The sequence below is a fragment of the Pediococcus cellicola genome (genome assembly GCF_001438655.1).
Lineage (GTDB): Bacteria > Bacillota > Bacilli > Lactobacillales > Lactobacillaceae > Pediococcus > Pediococcus cellicola.
The window spans coordinates 90,522-115,658 of sequence record NZ_JQBR01000005.1; the positions used below are offsets into that span (position 1 = coordinate 90,522).

23 protein-coding genes are annotated in these 25,137 nt (G+C 39.5%); 18 read left to right on the forward strand and 5 right to left on the reverse strand.

What is annotated here, in order from left to right; genetic code table 11:
- The first annotated feature begins 4 nt into the window (after positions 1-4).
- The 7 genes from IV80_RS05960 to IV80_RS05990 all read left to right on the forward strand — a co-directional run bounded on the left by IV80_RS05960 (position 5) and on the right by IV80_RS05990 (position 6,178).
- Entirely contained in the window at positions 5-694 is a 690-nt protein-coding gene (locus tag IV80_RS05960; RefSeq protein ID WP_057750954.1) for an NAD(P)H-dependent oxidoreductase, read from the forward strand.
- Entirely contained in the window at positions 687-872 is a 186-nt protein-coding gene (locus IV80_RS05965; RefSeq protein WP_057750956.1) for a hypothetical protein, read from the forward strand. The genes IV80_RS05960 and IV80_RS05965 overlap by 8 nt, the downstream gene beginning before the upstream one ends.
- A gap of 307 nt (positions 873-1,179) precedes the next feature.
- Complete coding sequence (locus tag IV80_RS05970) at positions 1,180-2,367, forward strand: aminotransferase class I/II-fold pyridoxal phosphate-dependent enzyme (RefSeq protein ID WP_057750959.1); 1,188 nt, start codon at positions 1,180-1,182, stop codon at positions 2,365-2,367.
- A 20-nt stretch (positions 2,368-2,387) separates the two neighbouring features.
- Positions 2,388-3,449 carry a PTS sugar transporter subunit IIC gene (locus IV80_RS05975; protein ID WP_057750962.1) on the forward strand — a complete coding sequence of 354 codons (1,062 nt, stop codon included), beginning with the start codon at positions 2,388-2,390 and terminating at the stop codon, positions 3,447-3,449.
- A 356-nt stretch (positions 3,450-3,805) separates the two neighbouring features.
- Positions 3,806-5,440 carry a peptide ABC transporter substrate-binding protein gene (locus IV80_RS05980; RefSeq protein ID WP_057750965.1) on the forward strand — a complete coding sequence of 545 codons (1,635 nt, stop codon included), beginning with the start codon at positions 3,806-3,808 and terminating at the stop codon, positions 5,438-5,440.
- A gap of 156 nt (positions 5,441-5,596) precedes the next feature.
- Positions 5,597-5,965, forward strand: a complete 369-nt coding sequence (locus tag IV80_RS05985) for a hypothetical protein (protein WP_057750967.1) — start codon at positions 5,597-5,599, stop codon at positions 5,963-5,965.
- Positions 5,966-5,977: 12 nt separating this feature from the next.
- Positions 5,978-6,178 (forward strand): hypothetical protein, encoded by a 201-nt coding sequence (locus IV80_RS05990; protein WP_057750970.1) that lies wholly within the window; start codon positions 5,978-5,980, stop codon positions 6,176-6,178.
- 196 nt (positions 6,179-6,374) lie between these two features.
- Here IV80_RS05990 and IV80_RS05995 read toward each other — a convergent pair whose 3' ends face one another.
- Complete coding sequence (locus tag IV80_RS05995; protein WP_057750973.1) at positions 6,375-7,793, reverse strand: C69 family dipeptidase; 1,419 nt, start codon at positions 7,791-7,793, stop codon at positions 6,375-6,377.
- Between the two features lie 354 nt (positions 7,794-8,147).
- On the opposite strand from IV80_RS05995, the gene IV80_RS06000 reads away from it, so the two are divergent.
- The 3 genes from IV80_RS06000 (at position 8,148) to IV80_RS06010 (ending at position 11,793) form a co-directional block, all read left to right on the forward strand.
- Positions 8,148-8,822: an endonuclease III domain-containing protein gene (locus IV80_RS06000; RefSeq protein WP_236699578.1), complete on the forward strand. Its 675-nt coding sequence runs from the start codon at positions 8,148-8,150 to the stop codon at positions 8,820-8,822.
- Positions 8,823-8,992: 170 nt separating this feature from the next.
- Complete coding sequence (locus tag IV80_RS06005; RefSeq protein ID WP_057750976.1) at positions 8,993-10,606, forward strand: peptide ABC transporter substrate-binding protein; 1,614 nt, start codon at positions 8,993-8,995, stop codon at positions 10,604-10,606.
- Positions 10,607-10,620: 14 nt separating this feature from the next.
- Entirely contained in the window at positions 10,621-11,793 is a 1,173-nt protein-coding gene (locus IV80_RS06010; RefSeq protein ID WP_057750979.1) for an ArgE/DapE family deacylase, read from the forward strand.
- 2 nt (positions 11,794-11,795) lie between these two features.
- On the opposite strand, the gene IV80_RS06015 is transcribed toward IV80_RS06010, so the two are convergent.
- On the reverse strand, positions 11,796-12,455 hold the full coding sequence (locus IV80_RS06015) for a TetR/AcrR family transcriptional regulator C-terminal domain-containing protein (protein WP_057750982.1): 660 nt from the start codon (positions 12,453-12,455) through the stop codon (positions 11,796-11,798).
- A gap of 188 nt (positions 12,456-12,643) precedes the next feature.
- Between IV80_RS06015 and IV80_RS06020 the strand changes: the two genes are divergently transcribed.
- The 5 genes from IV80_RS06020 to IV80_RS06040 all read left to right on the forward strand — a co-directional run bounded on the left by IV80_RS06020 (position 12,644) and on the right by IV80_RS06040 (position 18,201).
- Positions 12,644-14,359, forward strand: a complete 1,716-nt coding sequence (locus IV80_RS06020) for an ABC transporter ATP-binding protein (protein ID WP_057750985.1) — start codon at positions 12,644-12,646, stop codon at positions 14,357-14,359.
- Positions 14,360-16,129, forward strand: a complete 1,770-nt coding sequence (locus IV80_RS06025) for an ABC transporter ATP-binding protein (protein ID WP_057750988.1) — start codon at positions 14,360-14,362, stop codon at positions 16,127-16,129.
- A gap of 130 nt (positions 16,130-16,259) precedes the next feature.
- Entirely contained in the window at positions 16,260-17,558 is a 1,299-nt protein-coding gene (locus IV80_RS06030; RefSeq protein WP_057750991.1) for a Y-family DNA polymerase, read from the forward strand.
- Positions 17,551-17,868: a hypothetical protein gene (locus tag IV80_RS06035; protein ID WP_057750994.1), complete on the forward strand. Its 318-nt coding sequence runs from the start codon at positions 17,551-17,553 to the stop codon at positions 17,866-17,868. Before IV80_RS06030 ends, IV80_RS06035 begins: the two co-directional genes overlap by 8 nt.
- Positions 17,869-17,874: 6 nt before the next feature.
- On the forward strand, positions 17,875-18,201 hold the full coding sequence (locus tag IV80_RS06040; RefSeq protein ID WP_057750996.1) for a hypothetical protein: 327 nt from the start codon (positions 17,875-17,877) through the stop codon (positions 18,199-18,201).
- 36 nt (positions 18,202-18,237) lie between these two features.
- Here IV80_RS06040 and rlmD read toward each other — a convergent pair whose 3' ends face one another.
- Positions 18,238-19,680: a 23S rRNA (uracil(1939)-C(5))-methyltransferase RlmD gene (gene rlmD, locus IV80_RS06045; protein WP_057750999.1), complete on the reverse strand. Its 1,443-nt coding sequence runs from the start codon at positions 19,678-19,680 to the stop codon at positions 18,238-18,240.
- Between the two features lie 33 nt (positions 19,681-19,713).
- A complete protein-coding gene (locus IV80_RS06050) occupies positions 19,714-20,190 on the reverse strand; it encodes an 8-oxo-dGTP diphosphatase (RefSeq protein WP_057751001.1) in 477 nt (158 codons plus the stop codon).
- A gap of 141 nt (positions 20,191-20,331) precedes the next feature.
- Here IV80_RS06050 and IV80_RS06055 point away from each other — a divergent pair, with 141 nt between their 5' ends.
- The 3 genes from IV80_RS06055 to IV80_RS06065 all read left to right on the forward strand — a co-directional run bounded on the left by IV80_RS06055 (position 20,332) and on the right by IV80_RS06065 (position 23,110).
- Entirely contained in the window at positions 20,332-21,216 is an 885-nt protein-coding gene (locus IV80_RS06055) for an NAD(P)-dependent oxidoreductase (protein WP_057751004.1), read from the forward strand.
- A gap of 66 nt (positions 21,217-21,282) precedes the next feature.
- Complete coding sequence (locus IV80_RS06060; RefSeq protein ID WP_057751006.1) at positions 21,283-22,497, forward strand: multidrug effflux MFS transporter; 1,215 nt, start codon at positions 21,283-21,285, stop codon at positions 22,495-22,497.
- A 76-nt stretch (positions 22,498-22,573) separates the two neighbouring features.
- On the forward strand, positions 22,574-23,110 hold the full coding sequence (locus IV80_RS06065; protein ID WP_057751009.1) for a MerR family transcriptional regulator: 537 nt from the start codon (positions 22,574-22,576) through the stop codon (positions 23,108-23,110).
- Between the two features lie 153 nt (positions 23,111-23,263).
- Here the strand turns inward: IV80_RS06065 and IV80_RS06070 are convergent, their stop codons facing one another.
- Complete coding sequence (locus tag IV80_RS06070; RefSeq protein WP_057751012.1) at positions 23,264-25,045, reverse strand: ABC transporter ATP-binding protein; 1,782 nt, start codon at positions 25,043-25,045, stop codon at positions 23,264-23,266.
- Between the last annotated feature and the right edge of the window lie 92 nt (positions 25,046-25,137).

Consider the following 25,137-nt stretch of genomic DNA (forward strand, 5'->3'; position numbering starts at 1 on the left):
GTAAATGAAAACACTTATCGTGGTGGCTCATCCTAAATTGGTTGAGTCTGGGACTCAACAATTTCTAAAAATGAGTCTTAAAACTAGTCAAGATGTCACATGGCATGTCTTAGAAAAAAATTCAATTTCGTTAAATGTTGCGGCTGAACAAAAACTTCTGCAAAGTCACGATCGCATCATTTTTCAATTTCCGCTTTATTGGTATAGTGCCCCAGCACTTTTGAAGCATTGGGAAGATGAGGTTTTGACACGCAATTTTGTCTATGGCGCTGGGCAATCACTGCAAGGAAAAGAATTAGGAATTGTGGTTTCAACCGGTGATGCCAAACAAGGCTTTAGCGCTGGAGGCTCAGAAAATTATACACTTTCAGAGTTGCTAAAACCGTATCAAGCATTAGCACTTAAGGCGGGCATGAAATACTTATCCCCATTTTCCATTTTTCAATTTGCTTATTTAACGGAACCAGAAAAGCAACGATTATTAGTGAACTATCAACAATATGTCACGAATCCGAATTTCAATACCTTTCATGGTCGTGAATTATGGTTAGAACAACAGTTAGAACAAAAAGCGGCTGCTTCGACAAAGCCGCAACAACTGCAACAAATTTTGGCGGTAATTCGTGATAATCGTGAAAATTTAGAAGAACTAAAATGGACCTTAGGAATGATTAAGGATGACGAGGATGAGTGAAATGGATACGAATCAATGGGTCAAACAACAACTCACGACTTTAGCAACAACCAGCAAGCATTATGAAGATCGTGCACTTTATGTCGCTCTTTTAGATCTGGTTACCGAACAACAAAAGCGGCTAGTACAAAGTCAAGGTGAAGTAGACGGACGAACTTGGAATCCAAGTAAGTGGTAAATTTCGAAAAAATTAAATTGCATCTTGATTAAAAGAATTAAAATGGTATGATAAAAACACGTCTTAAATTCAAAGGAGTTTTGATTATGAAAATTAAACAACCAACTCAATTGAATAATTGTCGTTATTACTTTTGGTTTTTCCGCGTGTGATTTGTGGAGAGCCAAAAGTGTTTTAGAGTGAACTAAAACCGGCCGCACAGATCACGTTAAATGACTGTGCGGGGGATATAAAAGGACTACTGAAAACCCCTTTTCAGTCATTGATGATGACTGGAAGGGGTTTTTATATTTTAGGAGGAATTGATATGAGTAAGTTGATCGGGCACATGAAACAAGAATTATCCGCACTAAAGCCATCGGATATTTTGGCGTTTAATCAAGAAATTGCGGAAATTCCAGATATCGTTAAATTAACATTAGGTGAACCAGACTTTAATACACCCGACCATGTTAAAGAAGCTGCCATTCGCAGTATCAAAAATAATGAAAGTCACTACACGAACTCGCGAGGCACACTGGGCCTTCGTAAAGCGGCGGCTAACTTCTTGAGCCAAAAATATGGGTTATCTTATCAACCGGAATCGCAGATCTTAGTGACCACCGGAGCAACAGAAGCAATTTATGCGTCTCTGACAGCGATATTGAATGCTGGTGATACGGTTATTATTCCTACACCAATTTTTCCGCTTTATATTCCTGTCACCATGCTAAATGGTGCTAACCCAATTTTTATTGATACTTCGGACGATGGCTTTATTTTGTCTCCGGAAAAATTGAGTGCAGCCATAGAAGCAAATAAAGAGACGATAAAAGCCGTTGTGCTTAACTTTCCCAATAATCCTACCGGCGTAACTTATAAAAAAGATGATCTTGAAAAACTTGCTGCAGTCATCGCCAAATACAATATTTTCGTAATTAGTGATGAAATCTATAGTGAGTTAACTTACGAAGGGACTCATGTTTCCATGGGAAGTATTCTGCCAGAACAAACGTTGGTTCTAAATGGTGTATCTAAATCACATGCGATGACAGGATGGCGAATCGGCCTATTGTGTGGGCCGGCAGACGTGATTACTCAGATCGGCAAAGTCCATCAATTTGCGATTACTTCCGCAACAACGAATGCGCAGGCTGCCGCGCAAGAAGCTTTTGAAAATGGAATGGATGATGGTCAACAAATGCGGGCTGTTTATCAAACGCGACGTGACTTGCTACTGGAAGGCTTAGCCAAAGCTGGTTTTACTTGTGCGAGTCCCAACGGTGCGTTTTACCTATTTGCTAAGATTCCAGACACATTGAATCAAGATAGTTGGGCATTTTGTTATGATTTGGCCAAAAAAGCTAAAGTAGCGGTGATTCCAGGCGCTTCCTTTGGCCCTGGCGGCGAAGGGTATGTGCGAATCAGTTATGCTGCCAGCACGGAAGATCTAACCCAAGCAATTAAACGTATCCAAGCATATGCGAAACACGCATTAACAACGGTAAGTAAGTAAAAAATAGAGGAGTGGTCTAAATGTCAAAAACAAAAAACAAACCATCAGTGAGTAAAGAAGTCGTTATGAATACTTTGAACGGGCTATCAATTGGTATCATCGTAGCACTCGTTCCCAGTGCCTTATTGAATCAGCTACTTACAGCTCTTTTACCGGTTTTTCCGGCCGGTCAAACGATTATGATGATGACCAATGCGGCAATGACATTGTTACCAGCAGTTAGTGCTGTATGTGTAGGTATGCTGGCAAAATTTTCACCTATTCAAACCACGTCAATTGCATTGGCTGCTGTTATGGGTGCGGGTAGTTTTAAAGTAGGAGCTACCGGATTTAACGTGAGTGGCACGGGAGATGTGATTAACATTGCCCTTACAATTATGATTGGTTATGTGCTAATTTTATTATTGGGAAAACGTTTGAAAGCTTATACAATCTTGTTGATTCCCACACTTGTGCTGGTGATTGCTGGTGGAATTGGGACTTTGACGCTAGGACCTGTAAGCGGAATTACTAAGCTTCTTGGTATTGGGGTCATGCAACTTACTAGTTTACAGCCAGTAGTCATGGGTATTTTATTAGGAATTGTCTTTGCACTTTTGATTATTTCTCCAATTTCGTCAGTTGGGATAGCCGCCGCCATCAGTATTCATGGAGTGGCAGCCGGATCAGCAAATCTAGGAATTGTGGCAGCAGGTTTTGCTTTAGCAATTTATGGCTGGAAAGTGAACTCTCTTGGCACTTCCTTAGCACATTTTCTTGGTTCACCAAAAATGCAGATGGCAAACATTATGTCACGGCCAAAATTAGTGCTGCCAATTATCATTAATGCGGGGATCCTAGGAGGGCTTGGTGCTGTATTGAATATTCAAGGCACCACAATGAGTGCAGGTTTTGGATTTTCAGGTTTGATTGGCCCGATTGCAGCACTAAACGGATTGGGAGGCGTCACAGTTAGCTCACTCATTCTCGTTACACTCATGTTCCTGATTTTGCCAATCAGTCTTGGTTTAGTAAGTGATTATGTGTTCGCGACTAGATTGCATTTTTACGACAATAGCGATTTCGAATTGAATTATGCCTAAATCATGAGATTAAAATAAAATTAAAAAATGTGTTGACTTCTAATTTTGCTTGGTTATAATAGGGTTTATTAAATCAAAGGAGATGAAGTCACATGCCACGTACACTTAACGCTAAAAACTTAATTAGTTTAGTCATTATTAGCTTAATTATTAAAGTGCACGGTGCTGTGACTTTAACCTTTAGCTAATAATTTTTAGTGGCCTAAAGAGGATGAAAAGTTACCCACCGTGCTTTCGTAAGAAAGATATGGTGGGTATTTTTTATCCTCTTTTTTTATAAATCTGCGCAGATGAAAAGGCTAACTTCAAGTCATAGGTTTCTTAATTTACAAACTAAGTTTAAGGGGATTTGAAATATGCAAAATAAGTGGAAAAAGCTAGGCACGGCGACACTTCTTTTATCAGTATTATTGGCGGGCTGCGGAAGCGCAAAAAGTTCTGAAGCAAAAAATGAAAGTTTTAGTGTGATGGAGCAAACAGATTTGCTAACAATTGACAGTTCGCAAATTACCGATTTGACATCATTTAACATGGTTAACAATGTTCAAGAAGGCCTTTATCGTGTGGCAAAAGGAAATAAACCCGTTGCGGGATTAGCAGAAAAAGTTGTGAAACCCACCAATAATGGTAAAACGTATACGTTTAAGTTACGTAAAGGGTTGAAGTGGAGCAATGGAGATCCGTTAACAGCACAAGATTTTGTTTACTCGTGGCGACGTACTGTCAATCCAAAGACCAAAGCGGGATATGCTTACATTATGCAAAACGTTAAGAATGCCTCGGCAATTTCTGCAGGAAAGATGCAACCAAGCAAATTAGGTGTTAAGGCACTGGATAAACGGACCCTTCAAGTTAATTTGACACATGCCACACCTTACTTTAAGTATTTGATGGCATTCGGAACTTTCTTCCCACAAAATCAAAAGGCTGTGGAAAAATATGGGTCTAAGTATGGCACGGCCAGCAAATACATGGTCTACAGTGGACCATTTAAGATGGTTGGCTGGAATGGCACCAATATGAGCTGGAAGCTCGAAAAAAATAATCGGTACTGGGACAAGAAAAATGTTGCTGTAAGCAAGATCCCAGTTAAGGTTGTAAAAGACCCCAATACGGCTTTGAATTTATATCAATCAGGAAAGCTTGACGATGCTTTGCTATCAGGAGAACAGGCCAATCAAGAAAAAAGTAATAAGGCTTTTGTAAAGTATGAACAAGGTCAAACTGGCTACCTTGCTATGAGTTTTACAAAAGGTAAGGCCACTGCAAATGTGAACGTACGTAAGGCGCTCTCTTTAGTGATTAACCGTAAGACTTTGACGAGCAAGGTTCTTGCTGACGGCTCCACTCCTGCAAAAGGATTCTTACCATCTGCATTTGTGACAAATCCAAAGACGGGGACAGACTTTACAAAAGATGCGAGTTACCCAGAAGCTGTGGCACATGATGTTTCTAAAGCGAAAACATACTGGCAAAAAGGTTTGAAGCAAACGGGTAAGACAAAGATGAACTTCGAATTGGTAGTTAGTGATGATGATTCACAAAAGAAGTTAGGTGAAGCCGTTCAAAGCGCTGTAGAACAAAGCCTGCCAGGAGCGACGGTGACCGTTCGATCCTTGCCTACTAAAGGCGCGCAAAGTGCACAGTTGGGCGGCAAGTTTGATATGACAATTGTGCGTTGGATTGGTGATTACACAGATCCATTAACATTTGCCCAATTGGAAACAACTGGCAACACGTATAACTATGGAAGATTCTCCAATAAGACCTATGATAAATTGGTTGCGGCCACTAACGGGAAAGATGCCAATAACGAACAAAAACGTTATGAAGATTTTGTTAAGGCTGAAAAATTGTTGATGCAACAAGAAGCGGTAGTTCCTTTGTATCAAGCAGTTCAAACACAACTAGTTAATCCTAAAGTTAAAGGGATTGTCTATCATCCAACTGGTGCTCCTTATGATTATAAGTGGACCCATGTTGAAAAATAAATGAAATTTGAAATTAGATTGGACTTATCATCATCCGATCTAATTTTTTGTCTTAAATACCGTCCGGTGGGCAACTGATCTCAATTAGTTGCATGCTCATGGCACCGCATTTATAATGACCGTGAAAACGATATCGTAAAATGGTGAGGTGAGCAGATGCTTGATGTATGGGGTTCCTTGAAAAATGTTCAGCAAACGGTGCAGGCACATTTGGCGTGGATTAAAGCTCGAAAATCCTTCGAGCGTGTTTTTGCGGTGGATTTTGAAATGGCTTATAGTGATTTTCGAGTCGTCCAAATGGCCCTACAATTGGCAGGTGAAATGGCTCTTTTAAAACGATATACGACAGCCTATAGTGCAATTTACAATTACGAACATGCTTATGTACAAGGTGGGCTGGAAGAATTTAATCGGCAATATGGCGAGAAACTTGCTGATTATGAGCAGACGGTTGTGACTTTAGAACAAATTATAAAAGAAATTGGCGCTCTTTTACCAGAAGATGATGCATCAAATCTGGTCTAGGAGAAATGAGGCATGCAAGAAATTTATTCTACAATTGAAACGGTGCGGTCGGGAGTCATTGATCCTAATGCACAAGTGATTGCGACTGTGCAGTGGCGAACCGTTTTGTTATTTGGAGAAGTGGGCCTTGAGGAAATTAGACAAAATTTGGCCCGAGCTTTGCCAAGCGCGAGTTCTTACGTCGTCAGTTTCCTAAGGGGCCGTATGCGTTGATTGGACCAGTTGAAATTGAAGGCGGTCAGCTCTATTGGTTGGCCACTTATTGGTAAGTTGAAGTTCATCGTGTCTTCTTTATAAGCGAAGGCCGTATTATGGGTTTCGAAGCTTAGTACCTAAAAATGAGGTTGCGGAAGATAGTTTCCGCAACCTCATTTTCAAATTTAAGAATTAAAGTGTGAGTTGTATGAGCTTAAAGATTTTTATCCATGTTAAAAGTGAGTTTGGAAAGGGTTAAACCTTCCGTCAACAGATGGTAGAACAGGGACATGGTACGTTTCTTCATGGCTGCAACTGTTTCGTGGTTGGCGTTAGTCAAATACTCTGTAAGTTTTTCGCCAGAATAATTAGCGGCCTTTTTGTCAATTTCGGCCACACGACCACGTAAGCTTTCTTGAGAAGCAGTTAAGTAGTCAATATCTTCTTGGATGAATTTACTGTAATGACCTTCAACGACAGAAGATAAGGCACGATACATCCAGTAAGCATCATCCAAGTTCATCGTTTCAGCAGTGTGACTATAACTTGGGTCTGTATCTGTGGCGTTGTTATAGAACGGCACATATGGACTAAAGGCAGGCACACCAAAGTTTAACCAGAAAATAGCGGATAGTTCTTCAGGAACATTATTACGGATCTGGAGAACATGTGAATTCTGAGTCCGGTTCATTGAAATTGGGCGGAACTTCAAACGGTCTTTGTCATCTGCGTGACCAAATGGATCGTAAGGCGTTTCGTTGTAGTGGGAACTTAGGATGTAACCGACATCTTCAACAGAAATTTTGTGTTCTGTATGGCAAATGAAAGGTAATTCAGCTGATTGAGGATCCTGTTCAATTTCTGGATTCAAGTAATGTTGACCAAACCAAACCCGCGGTGTGTTGTAGTGACGGTCTTTTTCAGTTGAAGTCCCGAAAATATGACGGAAATTCCAGCCTGTTTTGTCAGGGTTTAAGTGATTTGTTTCCACAAACTCTTGAATACCTTCTGACCACATAAAGTTGTCAGGATCATTGAAGTCGATCTGTTGAATAGCTACTTGATTTGCAGCAACCGCGTAGGCATCATCGGGGATGCGTTGTGCCACCCAGTGATGACCGGTTACAATTTCCATGTACCAAACATCATTTTTATCACTGAAAATAACGCCATTACCTTCGGGTGAACCATATTTGGCAATTAACTTACCTAAATAAGTGACACCGTCTTTGGCAGAGTCAATGTAAGGTAAAACCATGGTTGGCATGCTGTCTTCAGCTAAACCATTGGCAACTAAGGGATCATAAGCCAGAGCCTTAGGATTTCCATAGACACTTTCGGTGGCACTCATAGCCACGTTTTTTTCATTGAAGCCACTTTCGTCATAGATACCGTCTTTGTCAGGGTTGATGTTAGGAACGGCACTGTGACGATAGCCCTTACTTGGTAATTTGGCCGTGAAGCCATTTTGTGACGAAGTGATAGTCTCGTTAACGTCGCTTTCAGCGGGATGCATATAAAAACGGTGGGGTGCAATTGGTAAAAATGTGTCATCATTGCGGGCAACCATGGTTGAACCGTCAATGGAGGCATTTTTGCCGACTAAAACTGTGGTACAAGCTTTTTCCATCAATGTAAAAAACTCCCTTTATATTATATTTGTTAAACCTATTCTAACTCAAAAGTTATGTGCGTGCATGAATGAGAAGTTAAAGAGAAATGGAAAACGTTTCAGATAAATTAAAGCGCTATCATATTGCAACACGAAAAATAAAGTTGCTAGTTTGGTATAAAAACTTTTTTGTTTGCTTTATCTGCCAGTTTATAAGAGGATAGACGTTAAAGAATGGAGTGATCACATGTTTGATTTTTCACACTTGCTGCTAGGGTTTAATCATGTGCCCTTTCCCCGGACGACCGCTAAAATCATAGCGCTAATTATTATTCTAGTAGCCAGTTATTTATATAATTGGTGGCAAAATCGCCGATGACAGCTGCAAAAATTAGTTTAAATGAGCTATATACTATTATGAATGCCAACATGGGACCCCAAACGTGGTTACAGCCGGGAACCGATTGGGCAGAATCACCTTGGGAAGTAATCTACGGGGCAATTTTGGTTCAAAACACGAACTGGCAGAACGTGGCACCAAGTTTATTGAAATTAAAGGCGAAAACCAATTTTGATCCGCAAAAAGTTGAACACTTGAGCCTAGCCGAACTTACCGAATTAATTCGAACAAGTGGGTTTTACACCCGAAAAACGCAAACTATTTTCAATGTTTGTCACTGGCTTGAAAAATATCAATTTGACCTTGCACAATTGAAGCAGCGTTCGCAAACGGCTTTGCGCCAGGAACTGATCAGCTTGAAGGGCATTGGCAATGAAACAGCTGATTATATTCTTATGTATGTGCTCGATAAACCTAATTTTATGGTCGATGCGTATTCGCGACGCTTGTTTAGTTGGTTAGGTTGTCAGCTCCCTAGTGATTATTTGCAGGCACAAGCCTTAATTGAAAAGCAAGTAAGTTTTGACCTAAAAAAATGGCAAGACTTTCATGCCTTGATTGTGAACTATGGCAAAACTGTTAAGGGGAAAAAAGCCTTTACGCAAAGCTTCCTTGGTAAGTATCAAAATAGATTGAAACTGAATAAGTAATTGTAAATATCCACAAATGATGAGTAAAAATCATTATTTGTGGATATTTTTGTATAAATAATTAAAAATAAATTTGACTTTCAAGAAAAAGATGATAATATACAGTTATTGTATATTTATTCCTTTTTAAATCAAAATAATGAATATAAATACTTTAGAGGAGCTATCATATGAAAAAGAAAATTTTTGTATTAGGTGCGGTTTTATTTTCGGGAATGTTATTTTCGGGTTGTTCATCAAGCAAAGCAGACAGTGATATAGAGACAATCAACGTCACTTTGGCCGGTAATCCAGCCACCGCCGATCCTAATAAAGGCGGCGATACCAATAGCGGGAGTTTATTTGCACAAACGGATGAAGGTTTATACAAATTAGATAAAAATCAAAAAATTGTCGCCGGTGTGGCTACTAAAGTGGTGAAGCCGACTAACGATGGTAAAACCTATACGTTCACGATTAAAAAGACTGCTAAATGGTCTAATGGTAAAAAAATTACGGCTCAAGATTTTGTTACTTCGTTTCAACGCCAAGTTGATCCTGACACAAAATCGCAGGTGGCGAATTTGCTGACTTACGTGAAAAATTACCAGGCTGTCCAAGATGGTAAGGTGAAACCTTCAGCTTTAGGAGTGAAGGCATTAAGTAAACAAACATTGCAAATTCAATTGTCTAAGCCAGAACCTTATTTAAAAACGGTTTTAGCTACATCACTTTATCCAGTTTATAGTGCTTATGTTCAAAAGTATGGTTCTAGTTATGGCACTTCATCTACGAAGATCGTTTCTAGCGGTGCCTATAAATTAGTTGATTGGAACGCAACTAAAGATACTTGGACATATGTTAAGAATCCTTATTATTGGAATGCCAAACAAGTTAAATTAAGTAAAGTGAACGTCCAAGTGGTGAAAGATGATACAACCGCAGTTAACTTGTTTAAAGGGAATAAGGTTCAAGAAACGGCAATCTCAGGTCAAACCGTTAGTCAATTTGCTGATTCAAAAAACTTAAGTACACAAATGATTTCACGAATGGCCTTTCTGGAGTTTAATTACAAGCATTCGGCTACCAGCAATGAAAATTTATCCAAGGCTATTAGTTTAATTTTGAATCGAAAAACAATGACTTCCAAAGTTTTAGCGGATGGATCAATTCCAGCGCTAAACATGGTACCTAAGGGCGATTCAACGGATGAAAAGAATGGTAAAGATTTTGCAGGTGAAGTGGGTAATTTACTTTCTTACAATGTGACAGAAGCACAAAAGAATTGGAAGCTCGCTCAAAAACAGTTGGGCAAAAAGAAGATAACTTTAGCAATGCTGGTTGATAATACCTCAACTGACAAACAAGTGGGTCAATATATTCAAGGACAAGCTGAGAAGTACTTGAAAGGCCTCACTATTGAGATTAAACCAATGCCACATGCCCAGCACATTGGTGTGGCATCCAACGGTAATTATGATATCAATCTAGATGGTTGGACGGGTGATAATCAAGATCCAGAAGAGTTCTTACAACTTGGTAACGGCCAAGATCCAGTGAACTTCACAAAGTGGGCTGATAAACATTACACCAAATTAATGAATGAAATTGATGACACTAATAATCACACCACTAGTGAACGTTGGGCACTCATGCAAGAAGCCGACAAATATCTGATGGCCAAACAAGGAATTGTGCCGTTGTATCAATCAACGGCCACACACTTAGTTAGCAAGGATGTTAAGGGCCTCACATATTCGAATCAGTCTGGAAAAGCGTTGTATCAATATGCATCTGTAAAATAAAGGAGAAAGCGTTTATGACAAATAATGAAAAAATTAGCATTTTACAAAATTTAATTAAAATTGAATCCGTGAATGATCATGAAGCACAAGTTGCGGATTATATCAGCTCTTTATTTGAACCATACGCAGATCAAGTTGAAGTTCAAAAAGTTCCTTTTTCTAAAGGACGAACGAACCTTGTGATCACCATGGGCAATCCGAATGGAAAGCACCTTGGCTTCAGTGGTCATATGGATGTTGTGGATCCAGGAAATGTGGATGAATGGCAACACGATCCCTTTTCTGGAGATGTTGATTTAAATGCAGGTAAAATATTTGGTCGTGGTGCCTCTGATATGAAAAGTGGGTTAGCGGCAGCGGTTATCGTGATGTTAACACTATTGGAAAAAGGAACTGAAATTGAAGGTCAAATTAAGTTGCTAGCTACGGTAGGTGAGGAAACTGGCGAATACGGCGCGCATGTACTCACCCAGGACGGTTATGCGGATGATTTAGACGGGTTAATCATCACGGAACCTCACATGGATGGTATTATCACAAGTTGCAAAGGGGTCATTGATTATCAGGTGACCTCCACCGGCGTACCTGCCCATAGTTCTCGTCCGGATATGGGAGTCAATGCGATCGACAATTTGATTCAATTCTACTTAGCAGCCAAAAAATTGATGGCACAGCACACTGAAGTGAATGCCACCCTGGGTCAAATGACGCATAGTGTTGATATTATTAGTGGTGGTAAGCAGGTGAACAGTGTGCCAGACTATGCCATGCTGAAAGGAAATATTCGGTCCATTCCGGAATATTCAAACGAGGAGATTTTTTCGGATCTACAAAAGATTGTCGATGATTTGAATGCACAGGATACTAAAATGAAGCTAAAAATTAAATTCATTTATCCAGAGGTACCCATCGTGAATGGTGAAAATGAATTAACTAAATTGGCACAAGAAATCAGTCCCAAATATTTTGATAAAACATTGCCTGTTGAGAGTTCTTCTGGGGCAAATGATGGGTCTGAATTTAGACAAGCTGAAAAACAGTTCCCAATTATTCTGGTTGGACCTGGCAATAATTCTTCACATGGATATGATGAGTACGTGGCGATTGATCAGTACCTGACGAGCATCGATTATTTAACGGATGTTGCCGAACAATTTGTGGGTGTACATGTGGTAACAAAAATTTAGGATTAATGCGATTGGTCGCTGACAAGACCTTTTATAATTAACTTCAAGCCAACTTCAAATTGCTGTTTTGCAGATTGAGAATGGTGTTCCTGAATGGCATTTTGTATGTGTGCAAGTTTTTCCTCATGGGTAATTTGAGGAACTTTCGTCACTTGTTTTTGTAAATAGGAAGTCTGCTTGTTTGTGACGTTATTTTGTAACTGATATTCTCTTGAAAGATGAATAACCAGTCCGGTTAAAAAGAAATTAATGGTGGCCATGGCTTCACTACTTTGTTGTTCACTAAACCCAGCAGTTACTAGGATGCTGATCGTATGATTCATTAAAGATAGACGAATTTTAGATGAGGGAACAGTCGCAAGCATAAGCTCCGCAGCATGGGGATGAGCGACGTAAACTGAAAAGATGGTGTTGAATAATTGTGTGAGTTGTTGTTGCCAAGCAAGACGGGAATCTGGAAAAGTAATTTGAGCAGCAATTTCATCGGCCATCGCTTGTAGAAGAGCTTGTTTATTTTCAAAATGCCAATAGATGGTCGACACATCCACTGGGAGTGTGGCTGCCACTTTACGCATTGAAAACGCATCCAAAGTTTGGCATTTAGCTAAAGTTTCCAGGGATGCTTGAATGATTTGGGAATGTGAAATTTTAGCTTTAGGCATGAGGAGACCTTCCTTAATTTTTATTTTTAAAAACTATTAAAACACTAATTTGAAATGATGTCTTGTTTTCTGTTAAGTAAAGAGGCGTTTTTTCCAAATTGGTGCTTTTTTAGTTGACTTATCCAACAGTGTTGGATAAATTAGTATAGTTGTTATGATAGCACGGATGAAAGAACGGAGGAGTGCTTTTGAAAATTTTGAAAGAACATGCCAGAAAATACTGGTTAGACATTTTGTTAGCCATGGTGACGGTAGTTGTGATGGCAGGTTCGACGCTGTGGCAGCCCAAATTGCTTCAAAATGTGATCACTGCCATTTTACAAAATCAAAGTCATAAGATCACCACCTTAGGCATTTATTTAATTGTGATTGCGGTAATTGGTTTACTAGCTGGAATTCTTAACACGATTCTATCGGCAAAGGTTGCCCAGTCTATGAGTGCAGATATTCGTGAAACAGTTTTTCGTAAAATTGAAACTTTTTCGTTTGGCAATATCGAAAAATTTCAGGCCGGTAATCTTGTTGTCCGTTTGACCAACGATGTTAATCAAATTCAAAATTTGATTATGACTGCTCTGCAATCACTTTTGAGAGTCCCTATTTTATTTGTGGGAGCCTTCATCTTGGCAATTAACACGATTCATCAATTATGGTGGATTATTCTTGTCCTAGTCTTACTAGTAGTTGGCATTTCAGCGGCGACATTTGGAAAAATGGGCCGTCATTTCGGCTTGATGCAGGGGTTAATCGATCGTGTAAACGAGTTGGCAAAAGAAAATTTAGTAGGTGTACGCGTTGTCAAATCGTTTAATCAAGAAAAGAACGAAGAAAAACGATTTAATGAAGTTTCGGACCAATTAAACGAACAAAATATTTTTGTTGGCACACTTTTTTCAGTCCTAATTCCAGCTTTTACCTTGGTTGGAAATTTAGCAGTTGTAACGGCTATCTATTTTGTCGGCGATTTGGCAAAAAGCGATCCAGGAAGTGTGGCTGCTATCGCGTCGTTTGTGAATTACTTAATGCAAGTTATGTTTGCCATTATTATTGGTGGCATGATGATGACATTCAGCGCACGTGCGATGGTTTCACTTCAGCGGATTCGTGAAGTGTTGGATACCCAACCTGAAATTACGTATCCAGAAGTCCCAGAACAAGAACTAGATGGGTCGGTTTCGTTTGAAAATGTTTCTTTTAGTTATGAGGGTGAAAATACACCAACGTTAAAGGACATTAATTTTAAGGCAGATGCTGGTGAGATGATTGGAATTGTGGGGGCAACCGGTTCGGGGAAGTCTACCCTTGCACAACTCATACCACGATTGTTTGATCCACAAACAGGTGTGGTTAAAGTGGGTGGCGTTGATTTAAAACAAGTAAATGAGAAGTCCTTGCGTAAAGCCGTAGCATTTGTGTTACAGCGCGCAATTTTATTTTCGGGGACCATTGGCGATAATTTAAAACAAGGGAAAAAAGATGCCACTGAACACGATATGAATCGTGCGAGCCGCATTGCCCAGGCAGCCGAATTTATTGATCGGTTGCCAGAACGATATGAGGCTTCAGTTGAAGAACGGTCGGCTAATTTTTCGGGTGGACAGAAACAAAGGTTATCCATTACACGTGGGGTAATTGGACAGCCGAAAATATTAATCATGGATGATTCCACATCTGCTTTGGATGCACATTCTGAAAAGCTAGTTCAAGAAGCGTTGAATCACGAATTGAAGGGAACCACGACCTTTATTATTGCAGAGAAAATTGCTTCCGTCCTTCATGCAGACCGGATTTTGGTTATGGATGATGGTCAACTGGTTGGGGAAGGGACACATGCCCAATTGGTGAAAAGTAATCGGATTTATCAAGAAATTTATGCCACTCAAAAGGGGAAGGAGGCTATCTAAATGCGTGAAATTGGTAAAGCAATAAAATTTTTCTATCACTACATGAAACGTTATAAAATTGGCTTTACGGTCACTATTTTAGCCATTATTGCCTCAACCTACTTTCAAGTTAAAGCGCCAGTCTATATGGGGAGGGCTATTACTGAACTGGCAAATTATGTGGTTGGCTTGAGTCGTGGGGTGAGTGACAAAGGTTCTTTTATGCAAGCCATTTGGATGCTGTTACTTTTCTATGTGCTGACGGTTGTGGGAATGTTTATTTCTAACATTGTGGTTACCTATATTTCCGGAAATTCTACTAATCGTATGCGTCGCGGTTTGTTTGGTAAATTACAGCGTATGACTATTAAGTTTTTTGACTCCCATCAAGACGGTGATATTTTAAGTCGTTTTACAAGTGATTTAGATAATATTTCAAACGCACTTAACCAGGCTTTAGGCGAAATTTTAATGAATATTGCCATGATGATAGGAATTATTATAATGATGTTTCATGAAAATGTGGCTTTGGCCTGGGTAACCGTTGCGTCAACACCGATTGCTGTGCTTATTGCAATTGTATTGATTTCAAAGACGCGTAAGTATGTCGATTTACAACAGGATGAAGTCGGCAAATTAAATGGCTATATCAATGAACAGATTAGTGGACAAAAAGTGGTCATCACTAACGGTCTGCAAGGTGAAGCAATTAAAGGTTTTTTGCCCCACAATGAAAAAGTCCGTAAGGCAACTTTTAAGGGCCAAGTTTATTCGGGAATGCTGTTTCCAGTGATGAATGGTCTTTCCTTGGTGAATACGGCCATTGTGATCTTCTTTGGAGGCTGGTTAGCTCTTAATGGCGATATGGCACGTACCACAGCTCTGGGATTGGTTGTCGTATTTGTTCAGTACTCACAACAGTTCTATCAACCTATTTCGCAAATATCTTCTCTGTACAGTATGTTTCAGGTGGCTATTACTGGTGCCAGACGCCTTAACGAAACCTTTGATGAACCGGATGAAATTAATCCTAAAGCTGGTAAGCAACTTTCAGGATTAAAACAGGGGGTAGCACTCAAGCATGTTCATTTTGGTTATCAGCAAGATAACGAAATTTTACATGATGTGTCTATGAATGTTGAAAAAGGTCGTATGGTGGCACTGGTTGGGCCAACTGGATCCGGAAAAACCACCATCATGAATTTGCTAAATCGATTCTATGATGTGGATAAAGGAGCTGTGACGTTTGACGGTGTGGATGTGCGTGATATTGACCTTAAAAGCTTACGAGAACACGTTGGGATTGTTTTACAAGACAGTGTGATTTTTTCGGGAACCATTCGAGATAACATTAGTTTTGGAAAGCCAGAAGCAACGGACGAAGAAATTTATGCTGCAGCTAAGCAGGCGAATATTCATGATTTCATTATGGGACTTGAAAAAGGATACAAAACGCAGGTATCTGATGAGAATTCAGTGTTTTCCACTGGACAAAAGCAATTGATCAGTATTGCGAGAACAATTTTGACCAACCCAACTTTGCTTATTTTGGATGAGGCCACTTCTAATGTGGATACGGTCACGGAGGCAAAAATTCAAAAGGCAATGGACAATGTGATTCAGGGGCGGACGAGCTTTGTAATTGCACATCGATTAAAAACAATTTTGAGTGCGGATAAGATTGTGGTTTTGAAAGATGGCAAAGTGATTGAACAAGGCAGCCATGAACAGTTGTTGGAAGAAAAGGGTTTTTATTCAGAGCTTTATCATAGCCAATTTGTATTTGAATAACAGTATTTTAAATAATAAGTTCGAAAAACGAGCCACAGAAACACTGTTTTCTGTGGCTCGTTTTTTTGTAAATAAAAGTTGACTTTAAAGAACGTATGTTCGTATAATGGGGTGTGAAGAGGTGATGACGATGAATTATGAACAGGAGCCTCATGGTGTTTACTTCATGATTGATAATAAATCTTTTTATGCCAGTGTGGAATCGGTTGCCCGTGGGGATGATCCCTTACAGTCCGTAATGGTTGTTATGTCAGAAGCCGAGAATACTAACGGGGGACTTATTTTGGCTGCATCTCCACGAGCCAAAAAGATTTTTGGAATCTCAAATGTTTCTCGCTGTCGAGACTTACCTCATGACACACGGTTAAAGGTTGTTCCGCCACGAATGAATTTGTATATCAAAAAGAATTTAGCCATTAATGAGATTTTTACTGAATTTGTAGCCGATGAAGACTGCTACCCTTACTCGATTGATGAGTCAATTTTGGATATGTCAAAATCTTGGCGTCTTTTTGGAAATACACCTTTAGAAGTCGCTCGGCGGATGCAAAAAACGGTTCATGATCGTTTGGGGTTGTGGACCACGATTGGAATCGGTGAGAATCCAGTTCAGGCTAAGCTGGCACTGGATTTATTTGCCAAACATGATACCGATTTAATGGGTGAATTAACCTATCAATCATTTCCAGAAAAAATATGGCCCATTACTAATTTAACCTCTGTTTGGAGCATTGGACATCGGACGGCTGCCCATCTAAATCGGGTGGGTATTCATAGTATGGACGATTTAGCTCATTCTGATCCTTATGAATTGAAAGCGGAATTTGGCATTATTGGCACGCAACTTCTCGCACTAGCCTGGGGAATCGATCACAGTCAGTTACCTAATTTGATTACACCGCATGATAAAAGCTGGGGAAATTCTCAAGTTTTGCCTCGAGATTATATGGTACAACGTGAAATTGAGACGGTAATTAAAGAAATTGGGAACCAGGTGGCGTCACGAATGCGCCATCACCATCAACAAGCTGGGTGTGTTAGTCTCATGATTGGTTTTTCTTACGCAAGTTCCTCTGAGGATGGACGTAGCGGCTTTGCACATTCCATGCGCATTGATACAACGGATAACCCAGACCGTATCAACCAATATTTACTTTATTTATTTCGTAAAACTTGGGATGGTGAAGGGATTCGTAACATTGCGGTGGGACTATCACATTTATCAGTTAGTGATGGCCTGCAACTTAATTTGTTTATGGATCCTCATACTCAAATCAAACAAAATTTGATGATTCGGGTCCTTGATAAAATTCACGATCAATTTGGCACAACGGCACTGATTCCGGCAAGTAGTCTGCTGCATGGGGCCACGATGTTGGAACGTTCTGCCTTAGTTGGTGGGCACAATGGAGGGAATAGTTTTGATTGAAACAAGTGAACAGGCTGCAAAATTAATTTTAGAACGCTTAGAAAAGGACTTCTTACGTAAGTCACGGACAATTTATCAAATGCTGGTTGTGCGAGATCGCTTCGATGAAGCATACAACTTTTTTTTAGAAATTAAACCTAAAAATGATCGAGAAAAATCAGTCCCCTTGCACACGCTAGCAAGTTTTGATCTCTCCTATTTGGAAGATGTCGTCCGTATTATACAGAAACAAACGCAGATTACGATTCGATTCAAGGACTTTGGTGAACTTGTCTGGCCACAAGCACAGACGAGAATTAGTAAGGGGTAAAGCATTATGATCATTAAACGTGTGGATGAGTCGGTGACTGAACGCTTTTTTAAAAATGATTATCATGATCGTGGCATGTTAAAGTGGGGTGGCTTCTTTTTATCTGATCATACGAGTGCCATTCAAAAAATGAAGCGTGATAAGGTTCCTGAAACAATTCGTGCGGAACAGTCTCTAGAACGAGTAGCTGGCTTTCAGGAGGAAACCATTATTTTTATTGATAAAGAAGGTCGGCCTCAAATGGTTAACGTCAATGAGATTCGTAACGTGCAGTTGGTCGCGGCACCTGTGGACTGGCATCATGTGACAAAAAAATCGGTATCCCAGGATTGAAATATCCAAGCATACCGATTTTTGAAATTTTAAGGTTTAATGACGACGCGTAAACTTCACGACTGCTTCACAACGCGCAGTTTGCGGGAACATATCAATGGATTGAATATAATCCACGATGTAGGACTTAGTAAGTTGTGTGAGATCGCGAGCCAAAGTAGAAGGATTGCAAGAAATGTATACAAAACGCTCAGGCTTGCTAGTTAGGATAGTTTGAATTAAAACATCATCTAAACCGGTTCTTGGAGGATCGACCACTAAAGCATCGGGACGAAAACCTTCAGCCATCCATTGGGGAAGTACTTCTTCTGCACGTCCCACCTGGTATTTAGCATTGGTAATACCGTTTAATTTGGCATTTTCATTAGCGTCGGTGATTGATTCAGGAATAATATCCATTCCTCGAACTTCCTTAGCTTTATTGGCCAGTGAAAGGCCAATGGTACCCACGCCAGAATAGGCATCTACAAGATTAGTGTTCGCAGAGAGCTCAAGGGCCTTTCGGGCTTCATCATACAATTTTACCGTTTGATAAGGATTAAGCTGGTAAAAAGCACGCGCAGACAAATTAAAGGTCAACTCACCTAATTTGTCTTGAATAAATGATTTGCCTGCTAGTAGAGTAGTTTCGTCTCCCCAAACGAGAGAGGTTTTACCCTTGTTGACGTTCTGCATGTAGGAAACAATTTCTGGGAATTCTTTTTGAAGGTCAGCGATCAATTCACGTTTGTGCGGTAATTTAGCTGAATTAGTAATGAAGACCAATTGAACTTCATTAGTGGCAACGGCAACCCGAACAACCACGGTTTTAATAATCCCCGAACCTTGTTTTTCGTTATAAATGGGAACTTGATAAGTTTCAAGCAGGGCAACCACCCGACGCATTACTTTCATGGTGAGGGGATGTTGCACACTGCAGGTTGGTAAATCCACAAGATCATGGCTATTTTCTTTATATAAACCAGCAGCGACCTTACCGTCTAATTCACGAACTTGGAACTGTGCTTTGTTTCGATATTCATAAGGATTTTCCATGCCAATGGTGGGAAGCAGCTTGTAGTACTTGTAGCCTGAAGGACGATACTTTTCAAGAGCTTGACGGACCACATCTCGTTTGAATTCAAGTTGTCCGGCATAGGAAAGGTGCTCTAATTCAAAGCCCCCTACTTCATCCGCATAAGCATCTCTAGGTGTGACGCGATCAGGACTCTTTTTACGGATGGTATGTAATTTTGCAATCATATACCGGGGATGAATCTCGGTGACAGTAGCGGTGACGACTTCATTTGGTAAGGCGCCCTTTACAAAACAAATGGTGTGTTTAAAATAGCCAATACCTTCACCGTTAATGCCCAACCGTTTAATGGTGAGCGGAATGCGTTGTCCAATGGGAATGGTGGCCTGAACGGAAGTCGGACGAGATTTGGTCTGAGTTGGTTTAGCCTGAAAATGTGCGTGACGATTTTGATTATTATTCATGGTGCGTCCTTTCTGTGCTTAAAAACATATCGTTTATTCAACGCGTTTAATTGATTGACCATCATAGTCTTGGTAGTAAAGTTCTGAAACGTCATAACTTTTAAAAATTTGTAAAAGATCAAAAAAGTCATCAACTGCTTGACTTTGCTTGACCTGATAGGGGTTCTGCCAGAAAACATCGCCCTCAATTGAGGCATGCAAAGTACCTTTGAACTGGTTGGTGCGAAAAAGAAAAACGACATAACGAACCGGTGTATCCTGAACAGTCATCATGAATTGTTTGACACCAATTAATTGCGGATTTTCTATGTGAAGATGACTTTCTTCATAAACCTCACGGATGGCAGACTCAACAAAGGATTCTCCGGGATTCACATGACCACCCGGAAAAGTAATGCCTGCCCAATTTTGATTGAGACGATTTTCAAGTAAGACTTCTTTAGTATCGGCATTTTCTACCATGACTAAATTAGTTAAAATAGTTTTTTCTGGTAAATGTTTTTGTGGCATGTTTGTTAGCCTCCAAGTAATAACCTTATGGTCTATCATAACAGAAATGGGGCATAAAAATTAAATTTTAGTCAGTCTAACTTGTGTAATTTTAATAGAAATTGCGTATGATATGGGTGTAACCCTTAGGAGGCGTTAATATTGAAGAAAATTGGCTTTATTGGTACTGGTGTGATGGGTACCGGAATTATCAAGAATATGTTAAAAGCCGGCTATGCAGTGACGGTGTTCAACCGTACCAAAGCACATGCAGATGCAGTCCTACAGGCTGGTGGCGTTTGGGTAAATACTGCAAAACAGGTTGCGGAAAATAGTGACATTGTGTTTACGATGGTTGGGTTCCCACAAGATGTTGAATCCGTTTATTTTGGAGAAACGGGCGTTTTTGCGGGTACAAAGGCTGGAAAGATTGTGGTCGATATGACTACTAGCACACCCACACTGGCCAAAAAAATTGCGGCGTATGGGCAATCTCATCAGATTCAGGTTCTAGATGCTCCCGTTTCTGGCGGTGATATTGGAGCCCAAAAAGGGACGCTTACGATTATGGTCGGTGGTGATCAAGCTGCTTATCAGCAGTTAACACCGATTTTTGATGTAATTGGACAACAGACTAACTACTTTGGTCAAGCTGGGGCTGGGCAACATGCTAAAATGGCCAATCAGATCATGATTGCCGGCACAATGACTGGAATGAGCGAAATGTTGGTTTATGCAAAGGCAGCCGGGCTAGACCTGTCCAAGGTCTTACAAACTTTGGAAAGTGGTGGTGCTGATAACTGGAGCATGGAAAATTATGCGCCACGCATTTTAAAGGATGATTATACGCCAGGATTCTTTGCCAAACATTTCTTAAAGGATTTGCGTATTGCGCTGAATGAGGCCGACAAAATGCACTTAAACTTACCAGCAACTGATGCCGCACGTAACTTATATGCACGTTTAGTAGACGAAAAACATTTAGGTAACGATGGAACTCAGGCCCTAGTAAAACTCTGGTGGCCAGAAGGCAAATTACCAAATTAATTTGGTTTTTAGGATTAAATTGGTTACACTATGTCTTGAAGTTATTTCAAAACAGAGGTGGAAACCATGGAAAACAACATGACAAAGAACCGGAAGCTTTGGTTAACCTTTTTCCTCGGTTTAATCAGCGCGACCGGTCCTTTATCTCTAGATATGTACTTACCGGCCTTACCAAGCATGCAAATCACATTTCACACCCAAACCTCTGTTATTCAAATGAGTCTGACATTTTGTCTAATTGGGTTGGCAGTGGGACAGCTCCTTGTGGGCCCACTAAGTGATCATTATGGCAGACGTTTACCACTTTCAATTGGTTTTGCCGTTTTTGCGCTTACCTCAGTGTGGATTATGATGGTGCACTCGATTGTTTTATTTCTTATCCTGCGTTTTATTCAAGGGTTAGCAGGCTCGGCTGGGCAGGTATTATCGCGTGCCGTGGCTCGTGATTTATTTTCAGGAAAAGCGTTAACCAAATTTTTCGCGATGCTGATGGCAGTTAACGGGGTTTTCCCGATTATATCACCAATTATTGGTGGGTTTTTGTTGAAATTTATGAGTTGGCGAGGCATTTTTGCTGTTTTAGCCGTGATTGGTGTGCTCGTCGTAGTTGGCATTTGGTTAACTTTGGCAGAAACTTTACCGAAAGCGTCTAGAAGTGACCAAAGCTTATTTCAAGGGTTTGCCGCAATGGCTACCCTGTTCACTAAACGCGATTTCATTTTGATTGCTTTAATTCAAGGACTCGTTTTTGGTGCCCTATTTAGTTATATTTCGGCATCTTCTTTTGTTTTTCAAAACTTCTTCCATTTATCAGCACAACAGTTTAGTCTTTTATACGCCCTAAATGGGTTGGGGATTATTGTTGGCAATAATATTCCTGCTTACTTACCCGCAAGATGGACCAGTTTTCAGATTTTAGGAACAGCCTTGCTGGCTGGTACTGGGGCAGCGTTGGTCATGGTTGTCAGTTTATTCATGGCCCCACAAATGTGGCTAGTGGCGGTACCTCTATTTGTTGTAGTGGTTTGCATTGGAATCGTAAACACCATTGCCACCTCAATAGCAATGAATAGTCAAAATAAAAACTCCGGGAGTGCTTCAGCGGTTCTTGGTTTAACGATGAACATCATTGGCGGAATCTTTACGCCTCTTGCTGGTGCCTTAGGGGCAAGTAGTTATGCACCTATGGCCGCCTTAATTTTAATTAGTGAACTGAGTGGGCTGGGCTTGTTTGCTTTCGTATCTAAAACAACGAAATTTCATCAAACACATGGTGCATAGTACTTTAACAACTTAATTTTAACTTCAAAATTAGGAACGATTGTAGTACAATTAAGTTAAAAATGAGGTGGAAATTTTGGCAAAAGATATCAAAGCAGAGGAATACATAACAGGTTCAGAGGTTGTTCACAAAATTGAGCGTATTGGCAGCTTAGCAACTTTAGGTAACTGGGCCAAAGAAATGGAACGAATGGGTCATAAGTTTCAACATGATGGTCGTGGTCGTCGCATTTATTCTGACGATGACATGAAGCTTCTCAAGCAGATGAACGATTTATTAGGTGATCGCAATACTTTGAAGCAGGCTGTGGATGTGACCTTAGGGGTTACGGATAAGGATGCCGCTGAAAAAGAAAAAGCTGCTGATGGAAAACAAACACCAGCTGTTTTAGATAAAAAAATGTTGCAGGCACAAAATAAGGATTTATCTGAGATTAAAGAAATGTTGGCACAATTAGTTAAACAAAACCAACAATATCATGAAGAAAATGTGCAGTTACAAGCCCAAGTAACTGAATTAACTGAAATGACTAAAAAAAATGAACAACTATTACAAGAACCACCTAAGAAAAAATCATGGTGGCACCGTCATTTCGGATCAGATGAAGACTAAAACGCTTTTTTAATTAGAAAAGTTATACAAAGTGACTCAATTTAAAAAAATAGGACTGAAATCTTTCTGCACACAGAGATTTCAGTCCTATTTTAAATTAAACATCTTAAAAATCATGTTGTGCATTTTTGGCAGCATATGATTTTTTCTAAATTAACCTTGTTGAAAAGATTTTGCCTGTAAATTATATAGATCAGCATAATATTTATTTTCTGCCATCAGAATATTATGAGGGGCAAAGCCCACAATTTCGCCATTTTTTAAAACTAATACCTTATCTGCCAGTTTAACAGCTGATAGACGATGAGTTATGAAAAAAACGGTTTTATTTTTGGTCATTTTAATAAAACTTTGATAGATTTCAAATTCGCTACGTGGATCCAATGAGGCGGTTGGCTCATCTAAAACTAAAATACTAGAATTTGCCATAAAAGCCCTTGAGATTGCCACTTTTTGCCATTGCCCACCTGATAAATCAATTCCTTCAGTAAATTGTTTTCCTAACATAGTATTTAATTCCATTTTCTTGTTAACGAATGACTCGAAAAAGCCACCATCTTTCATTGCAGTAATAATGCGTTGTTTGTTATGAATCTGTTGTGGATTTCCTAGCCCAATTGATTCACCGATTGGTAAATAAAATTTAGAATAGTCTTGAAAAACAGCTCCAAATTTTTCGCGATAGGCATTGATATCAAATTGTGAAATTTTTGTATTGTTTAAAGTGATCATGCCTTGTTGGGGATCATAGAAACGCATAAGTAATTTTATTAAGGTAGATTTTCCAGAGCCGTTTTCACCAACTATGGCAATTCTTTCGCCCACTTTAACCTTAAAAGTAATATGTTTTAAAGCAAAATCCTGCTGGCCTGGATATTGAAACGAAACGTTATTATAAGAAATATTATTTATTTCACTAGGAAATGGCAATGAACCAGAATAGTCATTTTTTTCTGTTATGTGCATGAAATCAAAATACTTTTGCATGTATAACAGAGTGTCGTATAACAAGCTTGAATTTTCAATGAATGCATAAACGCTGCTTGAGGTTGCTGTTAGTGATGAGATAAAAACTAAGAAGCCACCTGTTGACACTTTACCTTGTTGAATAACCATGATCATCCAGATCAAACTAGCGATACTAAGAATGACGCTAATTGCCAAGAATCCAAGTGATATCCACATTTGTTTAAGACGTACATTTTTCATTCGGGCATGCATGCCTTTATAAACTGATGTATAAGCATTGATGAAAAAATCAAACATACCGAACAGACGAACTTCTTTAGCATCTTTAGCAGTTAGTAAGGCCTCACTATAATACTGAATTTTTCGCGCATCCGGACTGCGTGTCACCATGGTTTCAAAAGAATCTTGCTGAATACGATAACTGACGAGACTCTGTGGAATTATGGCCAAGAGTAAAATTATGGCAATCCAAAAATTATATCTTGCAAGTAATACCATCATCGAGATAACCGTAATTAGTTCACGAAACATACTAATACCAAAAACGATTAAATTGACGGGACGCCATGATGCTTCGGAACTAACCAATTGCAAGTTATCATAAAAATCTGAATTTTCGAATAAATTTAATCCCTTAATTGTCTTTGACTTTTGCATTAATTGTGTGTTGACAAAAGCAATCAACTTATCGGTTAAAATTCCTTGTAGTGAAGTATTAACCGGTATTGCCGCAGAAGAAATGAAGAAGATTAAGCCCCACTCAATTATAAGATAAACTGATACTTGATTGTGCAATAATTCGTCTAGCATTACTTGTGCGATTTTAATCAAGACAGCTGGAGCTAAAGCCTGTATAGGTACTAAAAAAAGTAGTACTGAACTGATACCCTTTGAAGATTTCCAAAACAACTTAAAACTACGAACGTATAAGAAAATATAGTTCTTAAAATTTGCGAGAATTTTCAAAAAATCACCTGCTAATTATTTTCATTTAATATGGGGAACCCACTCACTATATAAATTTGAAATTCCTGCATTTACGAATACATTCATAACTA

Bases quoted from the DNA above. Each gene is read 5' to 3' on its own strand.
- IV80_RS05960 (WP_057750954.1), top strand. From the start codon at position 5: ATGAAAACACTTATCGTGGTGGCTCATCCTAAATTGGTTGAGTCTGGG.
- IV80_RS05965 (WP_057750956.1), top strand. From the start codon at position 687: ATGAGTGAAATGGATACGAATCAATGGGTCAAACAACAACTCACGACT.
- IV80_RS05970 (WP_057750959.1), top strand. From the start codon at position 1,180: ATGAGTAAGTTGATCGGGCACATGAAACAAGAATTATCCGCACTAAAG.
- IV80_RS05975 (WP_057750962.1), top strand. From the start codon at position 2,388: ATGTCAAAAACAAAAAACAAACCATCAGTGAGTAAAGAAGTCGTTATG.
- IV80_RS05980 (WP_057750965.1), top strand. From the start codon at position 3,806: ATGCAAAATAAGTGGAAAAAGCTAGGCACGGCGACACTTCTTTTATCA.
- IV80_RS05985 (WP_057750967.1), top strand. From the start codon at position 5,597: ATGCTTGATGTATGGGGTTCCTTGAAAAATGTTCAGCAAACGGTGCAG.
- IV80_RS05990 (WP_057750970.1), top strand. From the start codon at position 5,978: ATGCAAGAAATTTATTCTACAATTGAAACGGTGCGGTCGGGAGTCATT.
- IV80_RS06000 (WP_236699578.1), top strand. From the start codon at position 8,148: ATGACAGCTGCAAAAATTAGTTTAAATGAGCTATATACTATTATGAAT.
- IV80_RS06005 (WP_057750976.1), top strand. From the start codon at position 8,993: ATGAAAAAGAAAATTTTTGTATTAGGTGCGGTTTTATTTTCGGGAATG.
- IV80_RS06010 (WP_057750979.1), top strand. From the start codon at position 10,621: ATGACAAATAATGAAAAAATTAGCATTTTACAAAATTTAATTAAAATT.
- IV80_RS06015 (WP_057750982.1), bottom strand. From the start codon at position 12,455: ATGCCTAAAGCTAAAATTTCACATTCCCAAATCATTCAAGCATCCCTG.
- IV80_RS06025 (WP_057750988.1), top strand. From the start codon at position 14,360: ATGCGTGAAATTGGTAAAGCAATAAAATTTTTCTATCACTACATGAAA.
- IV80_RS06030 (WP_057750991.1), top strand. From the start codon at position 16,260: ATGAATTATGAACAGGAGCCTCATGGTGTTTACTTCATGATTGATAAT.
- IV80_RS06040 (WP_057750996.1), top strand. From the start codon at position 17,875: ATGATCATTAAACGTGTGGATGAGTCGGTGACTGAACGCTTTTTTAAA.
- rlmD (WP_057750999.1), bottom strand. From the start codon at position 19,680: ATGAATAATAATCAAAATCGTCACGCACATTTTCAGGCTAAACCAACT.
- IV80_RS06050 (WP_057751001.1), bottom strand. From the start codon at position 20,190: ATGCCACAAAAACATTTACCAGAAAAAACTATTTTAACTAATTTAGTC.
- IV80_RS06060 (WP_057751006.1), top strand. From the start codon at position 21,283: ATGGAAAACAACATGACAAAGAACCGGAAGCTTTGGTTAACCTTTTTC.